The organism is Paraburkholderia domus (assembly GCF_905220705.1).
Classification (GTDB): Bacteria; Pseudomonadota; Gammaproteobacteria; order Burkholderiales; family Burkholderiaceae; genus Paraburkholderia; species Paraburkholderia domus.
Map to the genome: position 1 here is coordinate 121,645 of NZ_CAJNAT010000019.1, position 20,712 is coordinate 142,356.

General features: G+C 60.1%; 21 protein-coding genes. 7 read left to right on the forward strand and 14 right to left on the reverse strand.

Features of this window, described 5'->3' with window-relative positions; translation table 11 throughout:
* Positions 1-384 precede the first annotated feature (384 nt).
* The gene (locus tag KHO31_RS26700; protein ID WP_211624494.1) at positions 385-2,862 is read right to left on the reverse strand and encodes an arsenate reductase (azurin) large subunit; all 2,478 of its coding nucleotides are present in this window, start codon (positions 2,860-2,862) and stop codon (positions 385-387) included.
* Between the two features lie 16 nt (positions 2,863-2,878).
* Entirely contained in the window at positions 2,879-3,403 is a 525-nt protein-coding gene (locus tag KHO31_RS26705) for an arsenate reductase (azurin) small subunit (RefSeq protein ID WP_201140364.1), read from the reverse strand.
* 176 nt (positions 3,404-3,579) lie between these two features.
* Here KHO31_RS26705 and KHO31_RS26710 point away from each other — a divergent pair, with 176 nt between their 5' ends.
* The 3 genes from KHO31_RS26710 to KHO31_RS26720 are packed head-to-tail and all read left to right on the forward strand — an operon-like array spanning position 3,580 to position 7,278.
* The gene (locus KHO31_RS26710; protein WP_201085037.1) at positions 3,580-4,458 is read left to right on the forward strand and encodes a substrate-binding domain-containing protein; all 879 of its coding nucleotides are present in this window, start codon (positions 3,580-3,582) and stop codon (positions 4,456-4,458) included.
* A 10-nt stretch (positions 4,459-4,468) separates the two neighbouring features.
* On the forward strand, positions 4,469-5,926 hold the full coding sequence (locus tag KHO31_RS26715) for a sensor histidine kinase (protein ID WP_201072618.1): 1,458 nt from the start codon (positions 4,469-4,471) through the stop codon (positions 5,924-5,926).
* A gap of 14 nt (positions 5,927-5,940) precedes the next feature.
* Entirely contained in the window at positions 5,941-7,278 is a 1,338-nt protein-coding gene (locus KHO31_RS26720) for a sigma-54-dependent transcriptional regulator (protein ID WP_201072616.1), read from the forward strand.
* Between the two features lie 90 nt (positions 7,279-7,368).
* Here the strand turns inward: KHO31_RS26720 and KHO31_RS26725 are convergent, their stop codons facing one another.
* The 5 genes from KHO31_RS26725 to KHO31_RS26740 are packed head-to-tail and all read right to left on the reverse strand — an operon-like array spanning position 7,369 to position 9,624.
* Positions 7,369-8,148 (reverse strand): aquaporin, encoded by a 780-nt coding sequence (locus KHO31_RS26725; RefSeq protein ID WP_211624495.1) that lies wholly within the window; start codon positions 8,146-8,148, stop codon positions 7,369-7,371.
* Positions 8,145-8,270 carry a hypothetical protein gene (locus tag KHO31_RS39740; protein ID WP_268961915.1) on the reverse strand — a complete coding sequence of 42 codons (126 nt, stop codon included), beginning with the start codon at positions 8,268-8,270 and terminating at the stop codon, positions 8,145-8,147. Before KHO31_RS39740 ends, KHO31_RS26725 begins: the two co-directional genes overlap by 4 nt.
* Positions 8,271-8,315: 45 nt before the next feature.
* Positions 8,316-8,837, reverse strand: a complete 522-nt coding sequence (locus tag KHO31_RS26730) for an arsenate reductase ArsC (RefSeq protein WP_201073000.1) — start codon at positions 8,835-8,837, stop codon at positions 8,316-8,318.
* A complete protein-coding gene (locus KHO31_RS26735; protein ID WP_201072612.1) occupies positions 8,834-9,292 on the reverse strand; it encodes an ArsI/CadI family heavy metal resistance metalloenzyme in 459 nt (152 codons plus the stop codon). Before KHO31_RS26735 ends, KHO31_RS26730 begins: the two co-directional genes overlap by 4 nt.
* On the reverse strand, positions 9,289-9,624 hold the full coding sequence (locus KHO31_RS26740) for an ArsR/SmtB family transcription factor (RefSeq protein WP_201072610.1): 336 nt from the start codon (positions 9,622-9,624) through the stop codon (positions 9,289-9,291). Before KHO31_RS26740 ends, KHO31_RS26735 begins: the two co-directional genes overlap by 4 nt.
* 148 nt (positions 9,625-9,772) lie before the next feature.
* Between KHO31_RS26740 and arsC the strand changes: the two genes are divergently transcribed.
* Together arsC and arsH are read left to right on the forward strand one after the other, a co-directional pair.
* Positions 9,773-10,195: an arsenate reductase (glutaredoxin) gene (gene arsC, locus KHO31_RS26745; RefSeq protein WP_201072609.1), complete on the forward strand. Its 423-nt coding sequence runs from the start codon at positions 9,773-9,775 to the stop codon at positions 10,193-10,195.
* A complete protein-coding gene (gene arsH / locus KHO31_RS26750; protein ID WP_201072608.1) occupies positions 10,195-10,959 on the forward strand; it encodes an arsenical resistance protein ArsH in 765 nt (254 codons plus the stop codon). Before arsC ends, arsH begins: the two co-directional genes overlap by 1 nt.
* A gap of 58 nt (positions 10,960-11,017) precedes the next feature.
* Here the strand turns inward: arsH and KHO31_RS40080 are convergent, their stop codons facing one another.
* The 3 genes from KHO31_RS40080 to KHO31_RS26765 form a co-directional block, all read right to left on the reverse strand.
* Positions 11,018-11,356, reverse strand: coding sequence for a DUF1488 family protein (locus KHO31_RS40080; RefSeq protein ID WP_201072607.1), 339 nt, complete (start codon positions 11,354-11,356; stop codon positions 11,018-11,020).
* Between the two features lie 249 nt (positions 11,357-11,605).
* Entirely contained in the window at positions 11,606-11,938 is a 333-nt protein-coding gene (locus KHO31_RS26760; RefSeq protein ID WP_201072606.1) for a hypothetical protein, read from the reverse strand.
* Between the two features lie 157 nt (positions 11,939-12,095).
* Positions 12,096-14,378: an amylo-alpha-1,6-glucosidase gene (locus KHO31_RS26765; RefSeq protein ID WP_201072605.1), complete on the reverse strand. Its 2,283-nt coding sequence runs from the start codon at positions 14,376-14,378 to the stop codon at positions 12,096-12,098.
* Positions 14,379-14,391: 13 nt separating this feature from the next.
* Between KHO31_RS26765 and KHO31_RS26770 the strand changes: the two genes are divergently transcribed.
* Positions 14,392-14,622: a hypothetical protein gene (locus KHO31_RS26770; RefSeq protein WP_211624498.1), complete on the forward strand. Its 231-nt coding sequence runs from the start codon at positions 14,392-14,394 to the stop codon at positions 14,620-14,622.
* Positions 14,623-15,414: 792 nt separating this feature from the next.
* Here the strand turns inward: KHO31_RS26770 and gltA are convergent.
* Positions 15,415-16,713 carry a citrate synthase gene (gene gltA / locus KHO31_RS26775; RefSeq protein ID WP_201122824.1) on the reverse strand — a complete coding sequence of 433 codons (1,299 nt, stop codon included), beginning with the start codon at positions 16,711-16,713 and terminating at the stop codon, positions 15,415-15,417.
* 433 nt (positions 16,714-17,146) lie between these two features.
* Here gltA and KHO31_RS26780 point away from each other — a divergent pair, with 433 nt between their 5' ends.
* Entirely contained in the window at positions 17,147-17,548 is a 402-nt protein-coding gene (locus tag KHO31_RS26780) for a hypothetical protein (protein WP_201072599.1), read from the forward strand.
* Between the two features lie 18 nt (positions 17,549-17,566).
* On the opposite strand, the gene KHO31_RS26785 is transcribed toward KHO31_RS26780, so the two are convergent.
* From KHO31_RS26785 to KHO31_RS26795, 3 genes are all read right to left on the reverse strand, one after another.
* On the reverse strand, positions 17,567-18,352 hold the full coding sequence (locus KHO31_RS26785) for an alpha/beta fold hydrolase (protein WP_201072998.1): 786 nt from the start codon (positions 18,350-18,352) through the stop codon (positions 17,567-17,569).
* Between the two features lie 335 nt (positions 18,353-18,687).
* Positions 18,688-19,740 carry a rod shape-determining protein gene (mreB, locus tag KHO31_RS26790; protein WP_201072597.1) on the reverse strand — a complete coding sequence of 351 codons (1,053 nt, stop codon included), beginning with the start codon at positions 19,738-19,740 and terminating at the stop codon, positions 18,688-18,690.
* A gap of 191 nt (positions 19,741-19,931) precedes the next feature.
* Positions 19,932-20,591: an alpha/beta hydrolase gene (locus tag KHO31_RS26795; protein WP_201072595.1), complete on the reverse strand. Its 660-nt coding sequence runs from the start codon at positions 20,589-20,591 to the stop codon at positions 19,932-19,934.
* Between the last annotated feature and the right edge of the window lie 121 nt (positions 20,592-20,712).

A 20,712-nucleotide genomic window follows, 5' to 3' on the forward strand; every position in this document is an offset into this window, starting at 1 on the left:
CAACGCCGGATGAGGGGTACGTGGTATCGCGCTTTCTGTTTCACAAATATTCGCAAATTACCGCTCCGCACAAGAGGCGATTCGGCAAATCACTCAGGAACGGATAGTTTGCCGGACCTGCCTGCTGCCTCGCGCGTTCATCGCGCCCGGAAACGCCTGCCGCGCGCAAGCCCGTTGCTCGAACCTGACGGGACCGGCGACATCTCCGAGGCAAGGGCCGACGAATCGTTACATCGTGCCCCGGTGGATAGCAGAATGGTAGGCTCGCCATCAACCGCCGTGAACGACATTTCGACTTTGGGCTTGTCGTGCGTGACACTGCATTCGCCACGCTGCTCTAAATAGCGGTCGGCATATGGCCGGCAATGCGCCGGCCGTCGTCACCTATGTATAACGGCGACTCTTGAAGCTGACCGTTTGCTTGTAATCCTCCATCGACCCGACTCGCCGGATGTTCGCCCAAGTGCCCTTGTAGTACGGAATGATGTTACGGTCCGTCCATGTGGTCGTGACGTTGTCCTGGATGCCGTTGATGTGGCCAAACACCATGAAGGTCTGGTCATGTTTCAGTTCGGCCACGGGATAGGCCATCGCGTAGGTGGACCCAAAGTCGTTGAAGACCTCGACGATATCGCCAGCGCCAATTCCGAGCCCCTGTGCATCGTCCGGGTTGATTTCGATGTAGGCCATCGGGTCACGGGCGCGGACGAATTCGTTGTACTGGTCGTGGTACACCGTTTGCCACACCTCATTCGTGCGACCGTTATTAATCCAGAAGCGGTATTTCCCTTTCTGGTCTGCAACCAGCTTTGGCAACCCTGGCCACGGAGACGGCTTGAACTGCGCCTTGCCGTCTGGCGTATCGAATTTGCCGTCCATGTACATCATTTCGGTGCCGACGAGCTTCCCTCCTTCCCACGCCTTCGCTGGCAACTGCACGCCGTTGTTGGCCATGACGCGTAGACGTTCGTAGGTGACCAGGTTACCTGTATTGCCGCCCTGACTATCTATCTTTTCCACTCCCGGTTGCCCGGCACGACGGAATCCATCGTTGAACGCGTCCTCCTCGGTCTTCCAGTCGAAACCGTCAAACCGCGAGGCCATCTTCGTGTTGCCATCTTTCTGATACATGGCGCGCAACGTGTTGGCGACGCGCGCGGCGATGAGACAGTCTGGCATCGCGCTTCCGGGTGGGTCCATGAACCGTTCGGATAGGCGCATGCGGCGCTCACCGTTCATAGATGTCAGATTCATCTCACCCGGGTGCGTTGCGGGCAGCATGAGGTGCGCGGCCTCCTGGAGCTTGGTCGGATAGATGTTGATGCTCGTCACGAACAGGCCACCCTTGGTGGTTGCGTCGTAGATGATGTCGACCATCTGCTCGGTGCTCGCGCCACGTGCACCCTGCATCGCATCTTTCACAATCTGCGAGCGACGCAACACCACCTCGCGCAGTCCCTGCGCGTTGTTGCTCGTCTGGAAGTTATTGCACGCCCACCACGTCATCATCCGCCCCTTGCCATGGATGAGTTCCTGGTCGATGTATATCTTTGTATTGCCGGGATACGGCGGCCTCGTGTACCCCTCCTGATGTCCGCCCATGCGCACGCAGCCCGTGCCTCGCCGTCCGACATTGTGAGTGGCCAGCGCAACGTCCAGTAGCGACGACTGAATCAGATAATTGTCATTACCCCAGATGATGCCCTTTTCGTAGGTATGCATCGTTCTCGGAAGCTGCCCAGGTCCCTTCGGCTTATACGACCATTCCGCTGCAGTCTGAATTTTTTCAACAGGTACGCCCGTGATTTTGCTGCACTCATCGAGTGACAGCTTATTGGCCTGGACAGCGGCGTCGAACCCATTCGTATGCGCAGCAATGAAATCCTTGTCGATCCATCCCTGCTGGACCACGTAGGTAAAAATCCCGTTGAACAACGCGATGTCAGTGCCCGGCTGAATATCCAGATGCAGCACGGTGTCCTTTCCGGCTACCTGCTCGGCAATGGCAACAGTTGGCGTGCGTCGTGGGTCCACGAATACGACCTTTGTCTTCGGGAACGCCTCACCCGGGAAGCGCTGCTTTTTCTTGTCGAGCGTCGCGCCCTGCAGGTTCGGCACCCAGTGGTTCAGAAAATAGTTCGTTTGCGTTTCGTAGGAGTTCGCGCCGATGGACCAGATGACATCGGCCAGCTCGGCATCCTCGTACGAATTGTTCAGCTCGCCAATGCCCATCTCGCGTGTAGCGTGGCACTCCGAGTTGTACGCCGGCCGGTTGTGAATGCGGACCATCGGGGTCTGTAGCGCGGTAAACATCAGCTTGCCGGAACCCCACGTGTTCTCGAATCCGCCACCCGCACCGCCATGGTCGAACGCAGAAAAGACAATGCCGCTCGGCCCATCCTTGTCGAGCACCTTCTTCATCAGGCCGGCGTACAGCGCCATCGCCTGGTCCCAGGTCGTATCCACCCACTGGTCGCTCAGGTAGATGCGCGGTTGTCTCAGGCGCTCCTGGGTGATTCCGTCTGGTGTGTACATGTACGTCGCCATCTTGCCACCACGCGTCGAACTCAAGCCGCTGTTCACAACGCAACTCTTGTCCGGAACAACCATGATGGTGTGGCGCGAGCCGTCGCGGTCGGTGACCACGTTTTCCATGGCAGGCGTCATGATGAGCGTGAGCGGTGGCAACTGTTTGCGGAAATCAACGCCGAGCGCATTCTGGTTGGGCGCGCGGCCACCCTCCTGGTCTTCCGGCCACTTGTACACGTGATATCCGCATCCAACGATGCAGAAGTGGCAGGTCATATTGGTTCGCTGGGCCGTGACCGGCGGTAGCGCAATGCGGTCCTTATCGGTAGGCATTTTCAGCTCCTCGAACTCAAAGAACGTTGGCCTGACGGCCGTAAATCAAACCTTCGATGCCGACTGCCGACACAGTGCCCGTCTTCTCGTCGTAGTGAAGTCGAACGCGCGGCAGATTTTCGGTGGCCTGCCCGGCAATCATCTGTCCGGCTTTCTCCGCGTCGAACATGCTGAAGTGGCAAGGACACTTGAAAACCTTCGTCGTGGGCTCGTACATGACAGGACAGCCCATGTGGGTGCACATTGCGCTATAGGCGACGATGTCGCCGTCCGGTCCGACGCCACCCGGTACCGGGCTCCCCAGCTTGAGCGCGGTGCAGGGCGATGCGGCATCGGGGTAGGCAAACGAGACTGGCGCGTTGAGCGCCATGCCTCCGACATGGGCTACGGGTTTTCTCGGATACGGAAGTTTTGTCCGGCTTGTATCCGTTGTGTTCGCGGCAGAAGCCACGTTCGGAGCGAGCGCTGACGCGGCGGTAGCCGCAATCGAGCCGCCACTCAGTTTTAAAAATGTACGACGTGCGACTTTTAACTCTGACATGGTCTCCTCCTCGCTTGAATCTTGCTCAGGTAGTCGTTAGCATCGACTTAATGGCAAGAGGTATGCCATGCGGTCAAACGTCCGCCGAGAGCCTTGCGCACTGCGGGTAGGAATGCAGCAGACCTGATGGACGCCATTACCGTCCGGTAACGGTTCGTCGCGGGGAGTGAGCCGTTATGTCACCAATTCGTAACATCCGGCGGCGGCAAATTCTGCGCTTCGCGCTAAGCGTTCCGCTTCTCTCGTACTTCAAGGTCGCTGTCGCTAACGAAAATCCAGCGGTTGCGTTCGGCACGACCGCTGTGTTCCTTGATAACGAAATCAGTTTGCTCGAACAATGGAGCCGCGAGCTCGGGGACGTGTGCAGTGCCGACGTGAGGTTTGTGCAGCGCAATAGCTACCGCGAAATCGATGACCTCATTGCCGACAACCGACTGGACCTCGCATGGGTCTGCGGGTTTCCATACGTCACGCATGAAGAGACGATGCGCTTGATGGCGATACCGGACTATCTCGGGCAGCCGCTCTACCATTCATATCTGATTGTTCCCAGCAGCGATGCCCACACGACCCATATCACGCAACTGCGGAACCGCGTGTTCGCTTTCAGCGACCCGGGTTCAAACTCGGGTTTTCTCGTTCCGACGACTGAGCTGATACGCGCGGGTATCCGGCCGACCCGGTTCTTCAGGAAGTCGTTCTTCACTTATGCGCACCGGAAGGTCATCGATGCCGTGACATCCGGGCTAGCAGATGCCGGCGAGATTGATGGATACGTCTACGACACCATCCAGAAGCAGTACCCGGAACGCACTCGCGACGTGCGAGTTGCGTGGCGCTCTCCTCTGTACGGCTTTCCACCGATTGTGGCGCGCCGCTCTCTCGACGAAGAGTCATTCCTTCGCATCCAGCGCGCGCTGGTGGGAATGAAAGACCAGCCTGCGGGGCGAGATGTGCTGCAGCGATTGAACCTCGATGGCTTCGTGCCCGACGACGACAAGGTATTTGACGGTATCCGGCGCCTCGTTGCCATTCTGAACGCTGGACCGGTGTAGGGTCGCGCAGATGCTTTCCAATCTGAGTTACCGCTACAAGATTCCGCTGGCGTTAAGCGCAGTCATTGTGCTTACGGAACTCCTCGTGACCATCGCACTCGTCAGAGTTGCTGTTTCGGACGCCAGACATGACCTCGAAAGCAGCGCTCAGAATCTCTGTCGCGTCCTGACGCTTTCTGTTCGCGACCCTATGGTGAAGGACGACTTGTGGCGAGCATTCGAGGTAATTCGCACGCCGGTGGCAGTCAGGGAACCCACAAATCCACTGAAGGAAATTGTTCTCTTTGATGCCCGGGCTCGCGTATACGCCTCGACCTCTCCCCGGAAAGAACCCGTCCAGAGTGCAGTGACCACGCTTCCCGCCCAGTTCGGCACGGTCATCTCACACCTTCGCGGCCCCGGCAACCCGTTCTTTTTTGACTTCCCGGAGGCGCTCGCCAGCCGCGACGTCACGGCTGGCATGCCGGTGAATTCCGACGATGGGAGTCGCCTCGGCTATGTTGTTCTGGTCTATGACGCCGACACTTTTTACGGCCGCGTGCGGTCAACCCTCATCAAACTGGCAGTCGCTACTGTGCCTGCTCTGTTGCTACTGATACCTTTGGGTTGGGTCTGGGGTGACCGGATGGCTAAGCCGCTGCTGCGCCTCACAGCCGCCATGGGTCGAATTGGCAAGGAGCCCCCGGAGAAAGTTGGCGCGGGCATTACCGTGCAGGGAGAGGACGAAATAGGTCAGCTTGGACAACAGTTCCAGGTGATGCTTGCCGAATTAGCGCAAAAGCAGGTGTTGGAACGCGAAGTTGTAGTCTCCGAAAGACTCGCGGCCGTAGGACAAGTCGCAGCCGGCATCGCGCACGAAATCAACAATCCGCTGGGCGGTATGCTGAACGCCATCGACACACTCAACACGCACGGAGAACCCGACGCTCAAACCAAAAAGACCTTGGGACTACTCGAGCGCGGTCTTGGGCAAATCCGTTCGACTGTCGGTGCATTGCTGTTTGAGGCGCGACTGGACTCGCCAGCAATGAGTCTGTCGGACTGGCAGGATTTGAAGCTGTTAATAGCACCGCAAATACAGGCAAAACAGGCAACGTTTCATTGGGAAATCGAGCTGGACGAAGCGGTTGCATTGCCTGCTCATCTGGTGCGTCAGCTCGTCCTCAACCTGCTGCTGAACGCCGTGAAGGCCGTGGAAGTTGGCGGGCGCGTCGACTGTCTCGCTGCAGTCAACGTGGCCGGACTACAAATAGCCGTGTCGAACACCGGACAACACATATCCGGCGTTGCGATGGAGCATCTGTTCGAGCCGTTTGGGTCGGTTGCCGTAGCCGATGGCCGGCGGTCGTACAGCCTTGGTCTGTGGGTGAGCTATCAAATCGCCACGCAGCTTGGTGGCACAATTTCGGTTGATAGTGCACCGGGGCGGACTTGCTTTGCAGTGCTGCTGCCGGTCACGGCTCCATGAAGCAGGAGAGCATCATGTCGACTACGCTTATCTGTGTCGTCGAAGACGACCCCATCATGGGCGAGTCATTGGCCGACCGCTTCCGCCTGGAGGGTTTCGACGTGGATTGGCATACCGACGGCGAATCCGCCTTCGATGCGCTTCAGACCCGTCCTTATCAGGCGGTCATCAGTGATATCAGGTTGCCCGACATATCGGGAGAGGATCTGTTTTCACGGTCGGCAGCCACGCACACGCCCACGCCGCCATTTGTGTTCATTACTGCCTACGCTTCGGTCGACATGGCGGTCTCGCTTCTCAAGAGCGGTGCTGCCGACTACGTCACGAAGCCGTTCGACATTGGCGCGCTGGTAGACAAGGTCAGACTTCTAACTGGGACGGGCATACCGGACCAGGCCATGCCGGCGCAGAGCGAGTTAGGTGTGTCCGAAGCGATGCGGCGCCTCGCCGAACTGGTGCCAAGGGTTGCAGGTCGAGCCAAATCGATTCTGATTACAGGCGAGTCCGGTGTCGGCAAGGAAGTGCTCGCACGGTTCATTCATCTGCATGCGCCCGGCGACGCGTATCCGTTCGTCGCCGTCAACTGCGGCGCCGTTCCCGAGACGCTTCTCGAGTCTGAATTTTTCGGCCACGAACGAGGCGCATTCACCGGTGCGGATCGGCAGAAGAAAGGCTATTTCGAGCAGGCCGAGGGCGGCACTCTGTTTCTCGATGAGATAGGTGATTTACCGCTGTCAATGCAGGTAAAGCTGCTGCGTGCCTTGCAGGAGCGTCGCATCACGAGAGTTGGAGGGGAGAGAGAACTCGAAACCAACTTCCGGCTGGTCTGTGCGACGAATCGGGACCTTGCGGAACTAGTCCGCATCGGGAAGTTTCGGGAAGACCTGTTCTATCGCATCAACATCCTGCAGCTACGTGTTCCAGCGCTTCGCGACCGACCTGACGATGTCCTGTGGCTTGCTCACCGCTTCGTGCGAGATATCGCCGGCCGGCTCGGTGAGCCGACGAAACTGTTTCACCCATCGGCAGAGGCGAGACTGGCAACATACGGCTGGCCCGGCAACGCGCGGGAGCTGCAAAACCGGCTTGAGCGGGCGTGCATCGTGTGCTCCCGCAACATGCTTTTTTCGTCCGATATTTTCGAGGAAGACGGAGCTCAAGCTGCGGCGGTACTGGATATGGACACTCCGCTCGACGGCTACATGGCCGCATGCGAAAACGCCTTCATCCGCGCTGCGCTGTTGCAGCATCAGGGCCACATCTCCGAGACCGCCCACGCCCTTGGTATTTCAAGGAAGAGCTTGTGGGAGAAGATGCGCAAGCACGCGATTGCAGCCGAGCCCCTGCAATGAAACGCCCTCGCTAGCACATCAACGTGCAAAGGAGTACGCCCACGGAATCTGCCAGGGGCAACAATGTGCTCGCGCACCACCCTAGTGGCGCTAGCGCCTCTGCGCGCTACGCAACGCGGCTCCATCAATCTGCTCAGCCGGCTCGTCACGCAGACGCGCAGCGTCATCGCTGGCACCTTCTTTGTTGAGCGCTTCGGGCACGCCTCGCGATGAATCGTGTGAACGCTCCATCCAGCGGAACAGGAGGACTGCGAGTGCACCGCCCATCAGTTCACTGACGATAAATCCTGGCGCGTCGACAGGACGGATACCCGCGAAGGTGTCGGTGAACGAGCGCGCAATTGTCACCGTCGGGTTGGCAAACGAGGTAGACGCTGTGAACCAATAGGCTGCCGTGATATAGCCGCCGACCGCTACGGGAATAAACTCAATTCGCCGTTTGGCAACGTTCAGAATGACCGTGAGCAAGCCGAACGAAGCGACAACCTCACTCCACCATTGTGACGGTCCAGTGCGTATGTGCCGCGATGCCTCTATCAACGGCAGGTCAAACATGCCGTGGGCGGCTATCACGCCGGCAACCGCACCGAAGGCTTGTGCCGCGATATAGGCTGCAGCGTGCTTCCAACGCAGCTTGCCAAGCCAGACCTCAGCGAGCGTCACCAACGGATTAAAGTGCGCGCCCGAGATACTGATGAAGGTGGCGATGAGCGCCACCAGACCAGCCCCGGTCGCGATTGTATTGGCCAGAAGCGCGATCGCCACATTGCCGCCGGCAAGTCGTTCGCCCATGATGCCCGAGCCCACGACGGTTGCGAGGAGGAATGCCGAACCAACAAACTCGGCGACGACGGCATGACGCAACCTCATAGTGGTGATTTCCCGATATCAGTCACTTCTTTTTTCAGCGCAACGCGGTCGAGCGAGGCGAGCACGCTGCGAGCCGAATTGCCTGTGCAGAGAAACAGCACGTTGTAGACCTTGTCGTTCATGTCGAACCCCAGGCGGATATGCAGAGGAAAGTCAGTCGCTATTTTTTACGGAGTCGCACGAATGGCAGTGACGTCGATGTCGCCAACCCTACGCAACTCGGCGCGAACGGCGGCTTCATCGAGTGACTCAAGCGGCACGTTGAGGAACGCCTCGACCCGATGTTTTATCTGCTGAAAGACCTGCTCGAATGCAGCGCGCTTCCCTTCATCCGGGCCTACGACAGCGGCGGGGTCGTAGAAGCCCCAGTGCGCTGATGATGGATGCCCCGGCCAGAGGGGACATACTTCGCCAGCGGCCTGGTCACAAACCGTGACGATGAAGTCCATGTGTGGCGCACCCGGTTCAGCAAACTCATTCCACGACTTGCTACGCAGATTCGAGATGTCGTAGCCGGTCTTCATGACCTGTTCGATTGCGAAAGGATTGACCCTTCCGGTCGGATGACTGCCAGCACTAAATGTCTGGAAGCGACCTTGCCCCAGCGTGGCGAGCAGTGCTTCCGCCATCACGCTGCGTGCAGAGTTGCCGGTGCAGAGGAAGAGCACGTTGTACGTCCGGTCGCTCATGAACGGCTCCGTAATACGATATTGGACGCGATGGGTGCGCAGCATGCGCCTCTCGTCTCTTCGACAGGCTTCGCCCGTGACTCACCGAAAGTCGGAACTGAATCCAGCGTGTGATAGGTCTCCCAGGCAATACCTTGAGGGTCCACGGTCCAGTACTTGTTGGACCTGGCATAGCAACAGGCCGTAGCAGTTTGTGTTTCCTTTGGAAGCGCAGCGGCATCAAGCCGCGCGTTCATTTCAGCCAGTTCTTCGTCCGACTCGACCTGGATGCCGAGGTGGTCCACGCCAATCTGCTGACCGCGTTGCGAAATCGCGAAGTTGACGCGCGGGTCGTTCAGCATCCACTTGGCGTAATCATCCTTTGCCACCACCGGTGGTGCATCGAAGAGCGCAGAGTAGAAGCGAACACTGTCCGCGAGATTTTCGACGGATATGTGTACGTGCATGCGTTTCATGACTCTTCTCCACAGCAAGGCTTGAGTGCATCGACGGTCGCGCAAGGCGCACCCGCGCAGCAGTTCTCGGTCAAAAATCCAATGAGCTCGTTCATCGCATCGAAGTTGGCCGAATAGAACACGTAGCGACCGTCCTGGCGCGCGGAAACGAGTTCCGCGTGCGACAGGTCTTTCAGATGGAACGAAAGGCTCGACGGTGAGACGCTCAGCTGCTGGGCTATTTCGCCCGCCGGCAGGCCCTGTGGACCGGCCGTAACGAGCATGCGGAACACGGCGAGCCTCGATTCGTGGGCAAGCGCGGCAAGCGAGCGGATGGCAATGTTTGAGTCCATGTCGTGCATGATAGTCGCAGCTTTTCAATATTTCAAGAAGTGTTAAAATGATGTGGACTTTGAACGTGGGAAGCGAGCGTACGCGAGGCGCGGCACTCCATCGCCCCGCCGTAGCGCGAGCATCTCCCTAACATTCCGGCAGACCAACATGACCGTCACCATCTTTCACAACCCGAACTGCGGGACATCCCGCAACACGCTCGCGCTCATCCGGAATGCCGGTATCGAGCCCGAAATCGTCGAGTATGTGCGGCATCCGCCGGGCCGCGAGCAACTGAAGGACATGATTGCCAAAGCCGGACTGACCGTGCGTGGCGCGCTGCGGGAAAAAGGCACGCCCTACGCCGACCTTGGGCTCGAGAACCCGACGCTGACGGACGAGCAATTGCTCGACGCAATGGTCGAACATCCGGTTCTGATTAACCGGCCCTTTGTCGTGACGCCGTTGGGCGTACACCTGTGCCGGCCGTCCGAGGTTGTGCTGGATATCCTTCCCTCACCCCAGCAGGGCCCATTCACGAAAGAGGATGGCGAGGTTGTTATCAACGAGCAGGGCCGGAGGGTTCTTTGATGACAACGGACATGCCGAACATCAGCGCGCCGCATCTGGACACGCCTGACCTGCAAAAGCTCGAGCCACATACGGTCTCAGCCCACGCACCGCGCATCCTGCTGCTCTATGGCTCGCTGCGGCCGACTTCGTACAGCCGGCTTCTCACGCTCGAAGCAGAACGTATCCTTCAACACTACGGCGCGGACACGAAAGTGTTTGACCCACACGGCCTGCCCATCGCGGATAGCGCCCCGGCCGACCATCCCAAAGTGGTTGAACTTCGCAAATTATCCGAATGGTCGGAGGGACAAGTCTGGTGCAGCCCGGAGCGGCACGGCACGCTGACCGCAGTGTTCAAGAATCAGATTGACTGGTTGCCCCTCGAGATGGGTGGCATCCGTCCCACGCAGGGCAGGACGCTGGCCGTGATGCAGGTCTGCGGCGGTTCCCAGTCCTTCAATGCGGTCAACGCGTTGCGCGTGCTGGGACGATGGATGCGAATGGTCACCATCCCCAACCAGTCCTCAGTGGCCAAGGCATACCAGGAGTTCGATTCGAATGGCCGCATGAAGCTGTCGTCGTATTACGACCGCGTTGTCGATGTGATGGAAGAGCTTTACAAATTCACGTTGCTGGTCCGCGACCGTTCGGATTATCTAACCGACCGATATAGCGAACGCAAGGAGGCTACGCCCGACCTGGCGAACACCCTGACTGGGGCTGCTATGACTCAAGAGAACGCCGCGGGGAATTCGGACAACGATGACGGCGAGATCGAGTAACAGCGTGAGCGGAAGACTCGTGACTGGAACACTGGCAGCTACAACATAGCCTGTGCCTTCAGGCTGCGGATGGGCTGAAATCGTACGCAAACCATAGCCAACAGTTGAATATTCGACAAAGAGACACTGACACCATGGCAATTCGTTCAGCACGCGTCGAAGACATAGATGCAATACGAGGGTTGCTAACTGAGGCCGACCTTTCCGCCACAGCGACGATGCGTCTACGACCCTCCGAAAAGGCCTTGAGGACAAGCGCTTCTGCTGCACCGGGTTGTACCCAGAAATGCTGCTCGAATGCCTCACGCGTGACGGCGCACTCGGTGTCGCGACCACATAATGTTGTTTCAGCCCTCCTCCGGCCTCTTGGGTACCGCACAGATGGTCGTCCGTCCATGACGTGACGCGTTGGGCGTCGTCGCGGCACTGGCGCGAACTGAAGTACGGCCAACGTTATGGTTCTGAGTTCGACGTCCCCTTCTCTGCCATGACGGCGACTGAGGAGCGAGGAGAACCATAAGAAGTGTGCAATTCGTGAACACAGCACGCGTGCATCTGGGTCAGGTGAGGCAGACGCCCAAAAAAATTGCTCTTTCGGACGGACTGCCGCGACCGGTTTCGATGCTGACGACGCGCGTGGGTCTGCTCATGCACCAGCACCGCCGGTTGGGTCCGGACGGAGTGGCGTCTGCAGGAGCGGCGACGGTCCCCACATCTCAACCTTGAAATTGGTCGCGAAGGTCCGTAATTCCTGCTCCAGCACGCGCCATGGCCCGTCTGCGAACGTCGCCCAGTCGATTGTAGACCTCCAGCAGGTGGTCGTTCGAATCTGCGGGGCGCCGAGCATATTCCGGTTCGCGCGAAGTTCGACCAGACCTGGCTGCTGCACAATCGTTTCCGCTGCCTTCCTGGCCCATTCGGCGTAAGACTCCAGATTCACGCCTGGCTGCAGGTCGTAAGTATTCGTCACCTCTATCATGGATATCTCCTCGCCGATGGAGTTGGGTTCCGGCAGGCACGTGCCCACTGCCGGTTCGCCGGTATGGCAATGCGCCGCGTCTCTGATTTTTCAACTAATCAGGTTCGGCTCGCAGGACAACTTTCGTTTGCTAGCCAACAGTGTTTTCAGCAGGTGTCTAAAGCAGCGCGACCACCCGCACGTCGCCCTGCTCGGCCGCTGACGCGACCACCTTGTCGCCGATCCGCCGGAACGTGATCGACACCGACGAATCACCCACCTTCAGATCACCGACTTCGAGCCAGTCGATGCCTTCAGGCAGCATGGGCTGTTCGATCACCACTTCGCGCCGCTCCGCATCGATCGTGATGCCCAGACATGCTTCGAGCATCATGAACGGCGAGCCCGCCGCCCAGGCTTGCGGCAGGCAGGCGACCGGATAGGCGGTAGGCGGCTCGCCGCGCCGCCGCGGGAAACCGCAGAACAGCTCGGGCAGGCGCATGTCGAAATTGACCGCTGCCTGAAACAGCGCCTGCAACAGTTTCACCGCCGACGCCTTGCCGCCGTAGCGCGACAAGCCGCGTGCGCAGATCGCGTTGTCGTGCGGCCAGACCGAGCCGTTGTGATAAGCCATCGGGTTGAAGCGAGCCTGGCTCGCGGCCAGCGTGCGCACGCCCCAGCCGGTATGGAACAGCGTGGAGTCGAGCGCGCGCACCACCGCTTCGCCGCGCTCGCGCGCGGGCAGACCGAAGGCCAGCAAATGGCCCGCATTCGACGCCATCACGCGGCACAGTTCGCCGTGGCCGTCGAGCGCGATGCCATAGAAGCCGGACTCTTCCATCCAGTACTTTTCTTCGACGCACTGACGGATTTTCTTCGCACGCTCGCTGTATTGCTTTGCCGGATCGTGCAGGCCGCGCAGCATTGCGAAGTGAGCCATCGTGTCGAATGCCGCGCTCGCATACGCCTGCACTTCGACGAGTGCGATAGGGCCGTCGGGGAAGCGGCCGTTGGCGTGAAAGACCGAATCGTGGCTGTCCTTCCAGCCTTGATTGGCAAGACCGCCATCGGATTCGCGCTGATAGTCCAGCAGACCGTAACGGTTCTTGTCGCAGACACCCGCGACCCACTGCGCCGCGCGCTCCAGCGCCGGCCACAACTCGTCAATCAGGGCGAGGTCCCCCGTACGTGCCGCATAGGCGCCGGCCAGCACGATGAAGAGCGGCGTGCTATCGACGCCGCCGTAGTACAGCGCGAACGGCACTTCACCGGTGGCGGCCATTTCGCCTTTGCGCATTTCGTGCATGATCTTGCCGGGTGCGGCGTCACGAAACGGCGAATTGTCGCGCGCCTGATGTTCGGCGAGAAAGCGCAGCACGCCAGCGGCCAGATTCGGTTGCAACCACAGCGTCTGCAACGACGTGATGATCGCATCGCGCCCGAACGGCGTTGAAAACCACGGGATGCCGGCATAGGGATACGGGCCCGTGGCGAGATCGGTAGTTAGCAGACCCAGGTCGGCGAGCGAGCGGTCGATCCACGCGTTGAAGAGCGGATTGCTCGAACGCACGCGCGCGGTGACGCGGCGCCGTTCACGCATCACAAGGTGGGCGTCGACCAGTGCGGCACGCACTGCAGCGCGGCCGACGCGCGGGCGCTCCGCATCGATTTGCGACAGATGGGCTTCACTCACCGCGTGCGTGGGTTGTGCGACACCTGCGGCCGGCTTGTCGGCTTGCGCGACCACCTGCACCGCGACAGACAGATAGATCGACACGCACGCTTGCGCCGGCAGCTTGACGGTGTAGTCCGCGCGATCGGCGAAGAGCTTGTCCGGCTCCGGCGAGAAGGCGATCTGCACATTGCGCGCCACGTCATCGAGACCGATATAGCCGAGCAGCACCTCGCGGTTCTCGACGCGCGCCGGTTCGACACGGCCCTGTTTGTCGCGTTTGAGGCCGCGCACTTCGAACATGTCGCGGAAGTCACTCGCAAAGGAGATGGACAGCGGGACGACCGCGTCGCTCGTGCCGTAGTTGGTGAGTTCGATGGCTTCGTTGAGCACGGTGCCCGAGAGCACGCGCACGCGCTCGACGTGGATCACGCCTTCCGGTGTGCTGTCGCCGCCGAGCGGCGGCAGGGGGCGATTGGTCAGATGCGCGGTGAACGATGTGTTGTCGCTGCTGACGCTGCCCGACAGCAACGAGGGCGCGCGTCCGCCGAAGGTGAGACGTAGTTGCGAGAGGACGCGGGTGTCGTTGACGAACAGGCCGTCGTCGTGGCCGGTGATATCGCCGAGGGGGTCGTTGACGATGAAGGTGTCGCCAGACTTCAGCACGTGCTGGGTGGCGCTCGCGACGTTGAGGTTTTCTGTCGGGATGAACGCGCCGTCCGGCTCGGGTTCGCGGTGGTCGATTCCGCCCGAGTGGGACAGGCCGCCGAGGGCTTCTGGCTGCTGCATCAGGGTCGCTCCTATGATGTTCGTGTTCGCTTTCGCGTTGACTTTCAGTTTCGGTTGGCGCTGGGTGCTGGATGCTGGGTGGTCGCTTCCGATTGTAGAGGGTCTGTCCGCGTCAGACGAACTTATCACAGGAGAGTTTCGATTTTTTGGTTTGGCATGGGACATGCAGGTTGTGTTTTTTTTGTTCGCTGCGCGGGGCTTGTGCGGCTGTTTTGCCTGCGGCGGTGGGCTTTCCTTGATCTGACTCCTTGGCGTTTCCTGGTCTGGCTTCTTTGGCCTTTCCTTGATTTCTTAGTGGTCTATTAGCGTTGCCCCTGTGCGGGGCGGCACTTACTTTCTCTGCCGCCGCAAAGAAAGATAAGCAAAGAAAGCGGCTCACACCGCCAGCCCATAAGCGGGTCCCCCGCGCAGTCGCGATAGTGGTGCATCTGGAATCTGTGTCCTCGCACCTTCAGCGTTAGTGACAAAGGGCTCGTCAGCTCCCACTTCGCACTGCGTGCGTCGCGGATGGGTCTGCATGGGAAACCCGGGGCTTCGTCTACGCGTGGTGGGAGCCATCGGCTTCGCCTCGGCGAAGCGCCCATGTATCCCGAAGACGGGTTGCGTAAGCAAATGAAAGTACGAAAACACAGCCCAAACGAAACGCCCACGCGTTACGGTTGCCGTAGCGAGCCACGGTCCTGGCAAAACGCAAGTGCGAAAACGTAGCAGTGGGTTTTGTGAAGTACGCTTCGGCGCGCGTAGCGCCGCCGGAAGTATGACGGCCTTGTCGCCAGGGCTGAATGTGCCAGGGCACCGATTCCAGATGCACCACTACCGCGGCTGTGCGAGGGCCCCGCTTATGGGCTGGCGGTGTGAGCTGCTTTCTCTTGCCTACTTCTCTTTGCAGCAGCAAAGAGAAGTAGGTGCCGCCCCGCACAGGGGCAACGCTAATAAACCAATAGCAATACAAGGAAAGGCCAAAGAGTCAGATCAAGGAAAGGCCATCTCCACAGGCGCCCAAACACCAAGCGCCTCACAGGCAAAAACCAAACCTTTACCGCTTGCCAAACGGCAAAACCTGCCGCTGCGTCGCCCCGACAAACAACTGCCGCGGCCGCCCAATTTTCTGCTCCGGATCGGCGATCATTTCGTTCCACTGCGCAATCCAGCCAACCGTACGTGCCATCGCGAAGATACACGTGAACATCGCCGTCGGAATACCCAGCGCACGCTGCACAATCCCCGAATAAAAATCAACATTCGGATACAGCTTGCGCGACACGAAGTAGTCGTCTTCCAGCGCGATCTTTTCCAGCGCCATCGCCAGCTTGAACAGCGGATCGTCGTGCAGCCCCAGCTCTTCCAGCACTTCGTAGCAGGTCTCACGCATCAGCTTCGCGCGCGGATCGTAGTTCTTGTAGACGCGATGACCGAAGCCCATCAGCTTCACGCCGGAGTTCTTGTCCTTCACCTTCGCAATGAACTCAGGGATATTGTCGACCGAGCCGATTTCTTCCAGCATGTTCAGCGCAGCCTCGTTCGCGCCACCATGCGCCGGGCCCCACAGGCAAGCGATACCCGCAGCGATACACGCGAACGGATTGGCTCCCGACGAACCCGCCAGACGGACCGTCGAGGTCGACGCGTTCTGTTCGTGATCGGCATGCAAAATCAGAATGCGGTCCAGTGCGCGCACCAGCACGTCATTGACCTCGTACTCTTCCGCCGGATTGGCGAACATCATGCGCATGAAATTCGCGCTGTACGACAGGTCGTTCTGCGGATAAACAAAGGGCTGGCCCACGGTGTACTTGTAGGCCATCGCCACCAGGGTCGGCAGCTTCGCGATCATGCGGATCGCGGATACGTCACGGTGCTGCGGATTGTTGATGTCGAGCGAGTCATGATAGAACGCCGACAGCGCGCCGACTGCGGCAACCAGAATCGCCATCGGGTGTGCGTCACGACGGAAACCGCGGAAGAAGAAATGCATCTGCTCGTGAACCATCGTGTGCTGCGTGACGGTAGTGACGAACTCCTCCTTCTGCTGTGCATCCGGCAACTCGCCCTTCAGCAGCAGGTAGCAGGTTTCGAGGAAGTCGGCATTTTGCGCCAGATTGTCGATCGGATAACCGCGATACAGCAGCTCGCCTTTGTCACCGTCGATATATGTAATTTCGGAATTGCATGCCGCCGTGGACATGAAACCCGGGTCGTACGTGAACTTGCCGGTCTGGCCGTAAAGCTTGCGGATATCGATGACATCCGGCCCGAGCGTGCCCTGATAAATGGGCAAATCAATCGTCTGATCGCTGTCGGAAAAGCTCAGCGTTGCGTGTGTCTTCGAGTTCATCTACACGTTCCTTTTACTTTCACATAGCACACGTGCCGGCATGCTCGATCGTCGGATCGCCGCGTGGCATGCCCAGGCTCCGCTTCGCATTCTACGGTCCGAAGGCGCTTTGATTGCGACGATTGACCGCAACAATCCATCTCGACTGGCGCAACATTCGTTGCCTGAAAAATGGGCGGAATCGCCTGAAACACGCGGAAATCAGCGAAAGTACGCGGCACGAAAACGCGCTGTGTCCGCAGAGCGACATCCACCGACAAACAAAAGTTGGTGCACTTACTGCAACAATGTTTTGCGGCAGTCAAGCTGCACAAGCACGGCCGCTCTGCGATACTGAATCCGTGTTTTGCTTCCCCTGCGAACACATCGCTGTCTTTGGCCCGCCGTCCTGCGGCGGGCTTTTTTCATCAGCTAGAAGATCAGGAAGGACCCGATGAACGCCTCACTCGAAACACTGTTTCCGGATCACGTCCACGACGAAGACAAAATCGTCACCGCGCTGAATCATCAGGACATCGTCGTGGCGCTGTCAGCGGCCTTGAAGACGCAAGACGTGGCAGTGCTGCATATGCTTTACCCGCGTACCGACGCGCGTACCCATCGCAGTCTCGATACGCTCGTGGATGTGCTGCACGGCCATGGCCTGCACGAAGTCGCGGATCTGATCGCGCAGGAAGCGCACTATCTGCTGTTCAAAGATCCGGTGAAGGCATGGAAAGCCTTCCACGAAATTCGCAACGACTCGCTCGCGATCGGCGTGCATCTGTATTACCACGGCCTCGTCGGCGAAGCCGCGGAACGCGCGCTCGATAAAGACGCGCATCGCAAGGCTTGAACTGCACCTGGTGGTTTATCAAACGTCCACTGAGCGAATGAACTCGTCGATGTAACGATTGAACGCTGCCGGATGCGCGAGATTCATCCCGTGCGAGGCGCCGCGCACCGTTTCGCGGCGCGCGTCAGGCAGCCATGTTTGCAGCGCCGTCGCCGTGCGGCGGAACATGTCGGGACTCTTTTCGCCGTCGATCAGCAGCACCGGGCAGCGCACTTCGGCGGCTTGCTCGGGTACGTATGCGGGCAACGGGTCGCGGAATTGACGCGCGAGCGTGTGTGCGTTGTCGGTCGCCATCCTGCGAAAACCCGGCGTGCTCATCGCCCAGAAACCGGGACGGCTCACCGAATCGACGAACAGTTGCAAGCCGGCTTCCACCTCACCTGTTTCAATCAGCTGCGCGGCTTTCGCACGCAATGCGTTCACGGTTTCCGGCAAACTCGCAGGCGGCCGCCCAGCGATCTGCAAAGGGCCGCCTGGGTCTGCGAGCGTCAACGTGCGCACGTACTGCGGATGGCGCCGCGCGAAATGAAACGCCACGCAGCCCCCGCGCGAGTGACCCACCACGTGTGCCGGCCCTGCGCCGAAACGATCAATGAATTCGGCCACGTCGTCAGCATGCTCGCTCCAGCTGAACGGCTGGTCGGACTCGGTATCCGTCACCGGCCAATAATGCGTAAGACTCACCGTAACGCAGCGGTACTGCTTCGAAAGACCCGCGAGTTGCGGTTGCCAATAGCGGTAATCGCATAGCGAGCCATGCACGAACAGCAGCAGTTCGCCCTCCCCGGCTTCCACATAGGGCATGCGCAAGCCGCTATGCAATTCGACGAAAGACGGGGATGCAGGCGAGGACGAAGCGGAAACGGATTGATTCACAGGTGGTTCACGGACAGCGCGGCAACGGCTGAAACCATCAGCGGTGCCGGCGAGAAATAGATTCGCGGAAGAAAGCGGGTTCGCGTCCCTGCAATTGGGACACGGAGCGTATTGTCACACAGCCGATAAATGTCCGCCGAGGCTTGTTCGGCGTGCGTGCAGCGATTTATGCCCAGCGCCTCGCGACCGGCGCAATGCGCCCGCCGGCTCATGCGGTTAGCGCGATTCCCGGCCACCTGCAACGCGGGACGTCCCGCACCACATCACTCGTAGTCGCTTTCGTCGAGCAACCCGGCGGCAGCCGCCGCGCCCGCGCCACGCACGGCGCAAGTGAGCGGTTCATCCGCAACGCGGACTTCAAGCCCCAGTTCGTTGGTCAGGCGGCGGCCCAGATTGGCGAGCAGCGCGCCGCCACCGGTCAGCACGATGCCACTGTGCGCGATATCGGTCACCAGTTCGGCCGGCGCTGTTTCAAGCGCGCGTTTCACGGCGCCGATCACCTGACGCAACGGGCCATCGATTGCATCGGCGATATCGTGGTTGCTCAACTGGACCGTGCGCGGCAAGCCGTCGTCGACGCTGCGTCCGGTTGCGTTCATATGCTCGACCGGCACGTCGCGCACAGCCGAACCGATGCCCTTCTTGACGTGTTCGGCGGTCTGCTCGCCGAGCAGCACGCCATAGAGGTTGCGCACATAGCTGATGATCGCCATGTCGAAACTGTCGCCGCCCACACGAATCGAGCCGCTATACGCGAGGCCGCCGAGCGAGATCACGCCGACTTCGGTCGTGCCGCCGCCGATGTCCACCACCATCGAGCCGACCGCCTCCGATACCGGCAAGCCGGCGCCGACCGCCGACGCCAGCGATTCCCCGATCAGACTGACCTTCCACGCGCCGGCCGCCACCGCGGCCTCCTTGATCGCGCGACGCTCGACCTGGGTCGCGCCTGCCGGCACGCACAGGGTGAACGCTGCGCGTCGGCTGAACAGCGGCCGCGGGCGGGCCATGTCGACGAATTGCCGGATCATCTGCTCGGCAGCGGAAAAATTGGCGATCACGCCATGCCGCATCGGCCGCACCGCTTCGACGTTGCGCGGCGCACGGCCGAGCAGCTGGCGCGCTTCGGTGCCCACTGCCGTCACACGTTTTTGACCGGCGCTGGGCTCTTTCTGGAAAGCCACGACGGACGGCTCGTTCAGCACGATGCCGCCGTTGTCGGTATAGATAAGGGTATTGGCCGTGCCGAGGTCCACCGCCACGGAATGACGGAACAGTCGATCGAAAAGCGGGTAATGCGGCGTCGGTCTGGCCATAGGAAGGCTCTGATGTGTCGTTATCCGCCCTTGCCGGGCAGTCTGGAAAATGCGCCCCCGGTCACCCGAGCCTCTTGGTACGCCCGGATGGGCGTTGCGCAGTCCGCGCGGCGGGGGTGATTTTCGTGCTTATGAGCAGATAACGGCAAGCAAATCAGAATCTTTAGGGCCACTTTTCAATCAGGGCCGTGTCAGTCACGCGACAAAGCGCCGAGCGCATGCTCCAGCACCTGCCTGCCGAGCTCGACACCGTCCGCATTAATCGTGTGACCAATGCCGGGCAAGGCGTAGGCATCGACCGCGTAGCCGGCGTTGCTGAACGCATCCGCGGCGTATTCCAGTTCCTGCACCGGGATCACTTCGTCTGCTTCGCCGTGCACGAGCGTGAGCGGTGTGCCGTTCTGCGCGACGATTGCCGAGGCGAGCCGCCCCGAATACGCGACGACGGCGGAAGCGCCTTCCGCGCTGGTCGCCACGTGATGCATCGCCATGATCGAACCTTGCGAGAAGCCGACCAATGCAAGGCGGTCGAAAGGAACTTGCCAGTACGCCAGTTCGGCATCGAGCATGCGCCGCAGCGCCGGATAGGCCGCCGCAACGCGGGCCTCGCGATTGTCCTCGTTGACATCGCGCAGGCTGAACCACTGGCGTCCGCCGAAGCCGCCTTCGAAGGCGTCGGTGCCGTCGAGCGAGGTGAACGCCACGTCCGGCAAGCTCTCGCTCCAGATGTCCGCGAGCGGCATCAGATCGCGCGCATTGCTGCCCACGCCGTGCATCAGCACCACCAATGCCTTGGCGGGCGTTGTTGCGGGCGCGCGCCGCCAGCCGTGTTCGAATTGCTCCCAGGCCATTTTCAATTCCTCTGTTTGTACTCGCTGTACGCTCGGATCGTGTTTCCGCACGCGTAGCCAACCGCGCCGCAACGTGCTGCCCTTCATGCAAGCCCACGTAGCTTCGCGAAGCTGCATGCGG